The following is a 5,618-nucleotide window of genomic DNA, read 5'->3' on the forward strand; positions in this document are numbered from 1 at the left end:
CCACCACCCGCCACCGCCAGCACTTCGAGCACCGGGCCGCCGTCCTCGCCCATGACCTGGACGAGGTGGTGCGCGGGCTGACCGCGCTCGGGGACGGACACGGCGACGACGCGGTGTGTGCCGGGGTGGCCGAGGAGCACGGCAGGGTCGTGTTCGTCTTCCCCGGCCACGGTTCGCAGTGGCCGGGCATGGCCCGGCGTCTGCTCACCGAGAGCCCGGCCTTCGCCGACACCGTCGCCCGCTGCGACGAGGCCCTGCGCCCCTGGACCGGCTGGTCGGTCCTCGCACTGCTGGAGAACCCGGAGACCAGCGGACTGGACCCGGACGACGTCGAGGTGATTCAGCCCGCGCTGTTCACGGTCGCACTCGGCCTGGCCGCGGTGTGGCGGTCCGTCGGTCTGGAACCGCAGGCCGTGGTCGGACACAGCCAGGGCGAGGTGGCCGCCGCCGTGGTCGCCGGAGCCCTCACCCTGGAGGAGGGCGCCAAGGTGATCGCCGTCCGCAGCCAGGCGTTCCAGCGCGTCGAGAGCGGCTCGGGTGGCATGGCCCTGTTGGAACTGCCGCTGGCCGAGGTGGAGGAACTCCTCGCCGAGTACGACACGTCGCTGTCGGTGGCCGCGGTGAACACCCCCGGCTCGGTGGTGGTGGCCGGCGCGGCACACGCGGTGGACGGCCTGCTCGCGAAGCTGGCGGATCGTGACGTGTTCTGCCGCCGGATCAAGGCGGACCGGGCCGGACACTGCAGCCTGGTCGACCCCATGCTGCCCGAGGTGGAAGCGGCACTGGGCGATCTGCGCCCCCGCGCGACGACGGTGCCGATGTACTCCACGGTGACCGGTGCACCGATCGGCGGAGACGTTCTGGACTCCCGCTACTGGTGCCGCAACCTGCGTGAGCCGGTGCGCATGGACCTGGCGCTGGACGCGCTGCGTGACGACGGCTTCGGCGTGTTCACCGAGGTCAGCCCGCATCCGCTGCTGGCCATCCCGCTGACCGGTTTCACCGCCGAACGGGGCGGAGTGGTCCTGGGCACCCTGCGCCGGGATCACGGCGGACTCGCGCAGATCGTGCGCGGGCTCGGCGAGTTGCACGTCCACGGCCATGCGGTGGACTGGACACGGGTCGTCGACGGACCCGGCCGCCTGGTCGACCTGCCCGGCTACGCCTTCCAGCGGCAGAGCTACTGGATCGACGGCGCAGTCCGCACCCGGCGGGAACAGCAGGCGCCCCCTGCGGACCTGGCGGCCCGGCTGACGGCGCTGCCCGAGTCGGCCCGTGCCCTCGCCGTGCTGGAGGCCGTGCAGGACGTGATCCGTGGCGTGCTCGGGCTCCGCGAACCCATGCCCGTGGACGAGCGGTTCCAGGACCACGGGCTGGATTCGATGATGGCTCTGCAACTGCGCAACCGGCTCAGCGAGGTGACCGGCACACCGCTGCGGTCCACGCTCGCCTTCGAACACCCCACGCCCCACGCGGTCGTGGACCATCTGCTGGCCAACGCCTTCTCCGAGCTGCCGCCTCCGGGTCCGTCGATGGAACGTGCCGAGCGGCGCGACGTCCATCCGGCGACCGAGGGCCAGCGCCGGCTGTGGTTCCTGGAGCGGATGCGCCCGGATTCCGCGCAGTACAACGCCGTTGTACGACTCCAGGTGAACAGCCCCTTGCGTCCAGAGACGTTCGGGCTCGCACTTCGCTCGGTGATGGAACGTCACGAGGCACTGCGCACCGGACTGGAACTCCGTGACGGCGAACTGGTCCAGGTGGTGCACCAGGAGTTCACGGTTCCGCTGCGGCACGAGCGGGTGGCCGACGCCGACGAGCTGGACCGGACGCTGCGTGCGGAGGAACGGGTCCCGTTCAGGCTGGACGCCGAGTCCCTGTTCCGGTGCCTGCTGGTGGATTCCGGCGAGATGTGGACCATGTGCTTCACCCTGCACCATGCCATCACCGACGGCTGGTCGCTGTCCCTGCTGCTGAACGAGCTGTACGAGACGTACGCGGCCTTCGCCGAGGAGGGCACCCCGCGGCTCCCGGACGTCCGGTACCACCTCGGCGACTACGCGCGATGGGAGAAGCGGTCCATCGAGCAGGGCGCCTTCGAGCGTTCGCTCGCGTACTTCGAGTCCGAGCTGGACGGTGCCCAGCGTCTGGAACTGCCCGAGCGGGGCGCCGCCGAGGACGACCAGGGCGATGCCGTGCACTTCACCGTGCCCGCGGAGCTCCGGGCCGCTCTGGACGAGCTGGCCACGCGCAACTCCGTCACCGGGTACACCGTGTACGTCAGTGCCTTCGCGGTACTGCTCGCCCGGTACACCGACCAGTACGACTTCGGCATCGGTACGATCTGGTCGGCCAGGGAGCTGCCACAGGTCGCGGAGACCTTCGGATTCCTGGCGAACACCCTGCCGCTGCGCTGCGACCTGACCGGGGCGGTGTCCTTCGAGGACGTCCTCGCCCGCACGCACACCCGTGTGCGGGGGGTGTTCGAGCACCAGAGCGTCCCGCTGACCGAGGTCGTACGCGTCGCCGGCGGTGACCGGACCGGTGAGGAGAACCCGCTGTTCCGGGCGGTGTTCAACTACGGCGGGACAGCGTTCCCCACGGTCGGAACGGGCGAGGCGGCCTGGCGGCTCCCCACGACGGGAAGCGTGTCCGGCAACGTCCAGGGCGCGCCGAAGTTCGAGCTCGGCCTCACGCTGACCGCCGACGGTGACGTGCTGCGCGGGGAGCTGGAGTTCCAGTCACACGTGCTGGACCAGGACTCGGCCCACCGCATGGCCGCCAACTTCACGACCCTGCTGGCATCGCTGGCCGCCGAGCCCGCCCGCCCGATCCGGGAGACCGAACTGCTCTGCGGTGCGGAACGCCGGTGGCTCGCCGAGCACGGCGGCACCGTCGCGGCCCGGCCTGCGGGGGAGAGCGCCTGCGAGCGGATACGGGGGCAGGCGGCGCGGACGCCCGACGCGGTGGCCGTGGTGTCGGACGGGCGCGAGCTGACCTACCAGGAGGTGTCCGCGAGGGCCGTCGCGATCGCCCGGGAGCTTGCCGGACTGGGGGTGGCACGCGGAGATCTGGTCGGTCTGTGCCTTCCGCGTACGGTCGATCTGCCGGTGGCGATGCTCGCGACGTGGCTGGCCGGGGCCGCCTACGTTCCGCTGGACCCGGAGTATCCGAAAGCGCGTCTGGACCACGTGGTGTCCGACAGCGGACTCGAGGTGGTGATCTCCAGCGGCTCCCTCGCGGACGCCCTGCCGGAGGGCCTGCGCGTGCTGTCCGTCGAGGACATCGCCGAGGCCGGGCGGCCGGACGGCGCTCCGCCGGTCCTGCCGGAACCGTCCGACCCCGCCTATGTCATCTACACCTCGGGCTCGACGGGCACCCCCAAGGGCGTGGTGGTCGAGCACGCGCAGTTCGCCGCCTTCTGCCTGGCCATGGACGAACGCGTCGGCGGTGGCGCCGACGGCACCTGGCTCGCCGTCACCAGTGTGTCCTTCGACATCTCCGGCCTCGAACTGCTGTGGACCTTGACCAGGGGTTACCGCGTGGTCGTCGCGAGCGGAGAACTCGGTGGCTGGGCGGAACACCGGCAGTACGGGCCGACGCACCTGCAGTGCACGCCGTCGTTGGCCAGGATGCTGCTGGCGGACGCGGGAGGGCGTGAGCTGCTCGGTGGACTGCGGCGGCTCCTGGTCGGTGGCGAAGCGCTCGACCGCGGCCTGGCCGAGCGGTTGCTGCGGACCTGCGGCGGCGAAGTGCTCAACATGTACGGGCCCACGGAGACCACGGTCTGGTCGACGACCTGGCGGGTCGGGCCCGGACCGGTGTCACTGGGAACGCCCGTGCCCGGCACCCGGCTGGCCGTTCTCGACCGGCACCAGCAGCCGGTGCCGCGGGGATGTCGTGGTGAGCTGTGGATCGGTGGGCATGGTGTCGCGCGGGGGTACTGGGACCGGGCCGCGCTGACGGACGAGCGGTTCGTGGTGGACCCGTTCGCGGGTGCGGGACGGATGTACCGCACCGGCGACGTGGTCCGCTACCGCGAGGACGGCTCGCTCGAGTACCGCGGCCGCGTGGACACCCAGGTGAAGCTGGCCGGGCACCGCGTCGAGCTCGGCGAGATCGAGTCCGTGGTCGCCGGCTGCACCGGCGTCCGGGAGGCTGCCGCGGTGGTACGCGAGGACGCCGGCCCGGCGGCCTTGTGGGTGTACTACTCCGGAGAAGCCGACCAGCACGCCCTGGCCGAGTACGCCGCGGCACGGCTGCCGGCGTCGATGCTGCCCACGCGCTGGATACGGCAGGACAGCCTGCCGCTGACACCGAACCGCAAGATCGACCGGCTGGCCCTGACCGCGCTGCCGGCGTCGGGGCCCGAGCCCGCGGCACCGGCCTGCGGCGAGGACCGGATCGGGGAGACGGTGGTCGCGGCCTGGTCCCGGGTACTGGGGCTGGAGCCGGCCGACGTGGACCCGGACAGCGGGTTCTTCGAACTGGGCGGAACGTCGATGGCAGCGCTGCGGGTCCATGAGCTGGTCCGCGCCGACCTGGACCGCGAGTTCCCGCTCTCGACGCTGTTCCGCTACCCGACGGTGCGGCAGCTCACCACGTTCCTGCGCGGCGACAGCACGCCCGCGGTGACCGCGACGGCACCCCGGGAGCGTGTCGACGAGGACGCGGTGGCGATCGTGGGTATGGCCCTGCGCCTGCCGGGTGCGACCGACGCGGAGGAGTTCTGGGCGAACCTGCGGGGCGGTGTGGAGTCGATCCGCCGCTTCACCGACCGGGAGCTGCTGGACGCCGGGGTGCCCAGGAACGTACTGGAGGATCCCGCCTTCGTCCCGGCCAAGGGCTACGTGGAGAACGCCGATCTCTTCGACGCCGAGTTCTTCCGCTGCTCTCCGGCCGAGGCGGAGCACATGGATCCGCAGCACCGGCTCTTCCTGGAAACGGCCTGGCAGGGCCTGGAGAACGCCGGCATCCTGCCCGGCGCCCACCCCGGCCGCATCGGCGTCTTCGGCGGGGTCGGCTTCGGCGGCTACGACCAGGGTGATCCCGAGGACTTCTCGGAGGTCTTCCGGTCGGCGATCGGGAACAAGAACGACTTCCTCGCCACTCGCCTGGCGCACAAGCTGAATCTGCGCGGTCCCGCGCTGACGGTGCAGACGGCGTGTTCCACGGGCCTGGTGGCCGCGCACCTGGCCAGGCAGAGCCTGCTGCGCGGGGAGTCCGACGTGGCACTCGTCGGCGCCTCCGCCTTCACCTTCCCCCTGGAACAGGGCTACCAGTACCAGGAAGGCTTCGTGGCCTCGCCGGACGGGCACTGCCGGCCCTTCGATGCCGACGGCGCGGGCACGGTCGTCGCCAACGGTGTGGTGGCGGTGGTGCTGCGGCGGCTGTCGGACGCGGTCGAGGCCGGGGACCGCATCTACGCCGTCATCCGCGGCAGCGCGATCAACAACGACGGCGCGGACAAGGTCGGGTTCACCGCACCCAGTGTGAACGGCCAGGTCACCGTCATCACCGACGCCCTCGCCGACGCCGGACTCTCCCCCGCCGACATCGGCTACGTCGAGGCCCACGGCACAGCCACCGCGATGGGCGACCCCATCGAGATCCAGGCC

Annotated in this window: 1 protein-coding gene; it reads left to right on the forward strand. The window is 71.7% G+C overall.

The features are described from left to right. Positions 1–5,618, forward strand: a 5,618-nt coding sequence (locus tag BIV23_RS42860; protein WP_143079244.1) for a non-ribosomal peptide synthetase/type I polyketide synthase, incomplete at both ends; no start/stop codon positions are given.

The sequence above is a fragment of the Streptomyces monashensis genome, from assembly GCF_001866665.1.
Lineage (GTDB): Bacteria > Actinomycetota > Actinomycetes > Streptomycetales > Streptomycetaceae > Streptomyces > Streptomyces monashensis.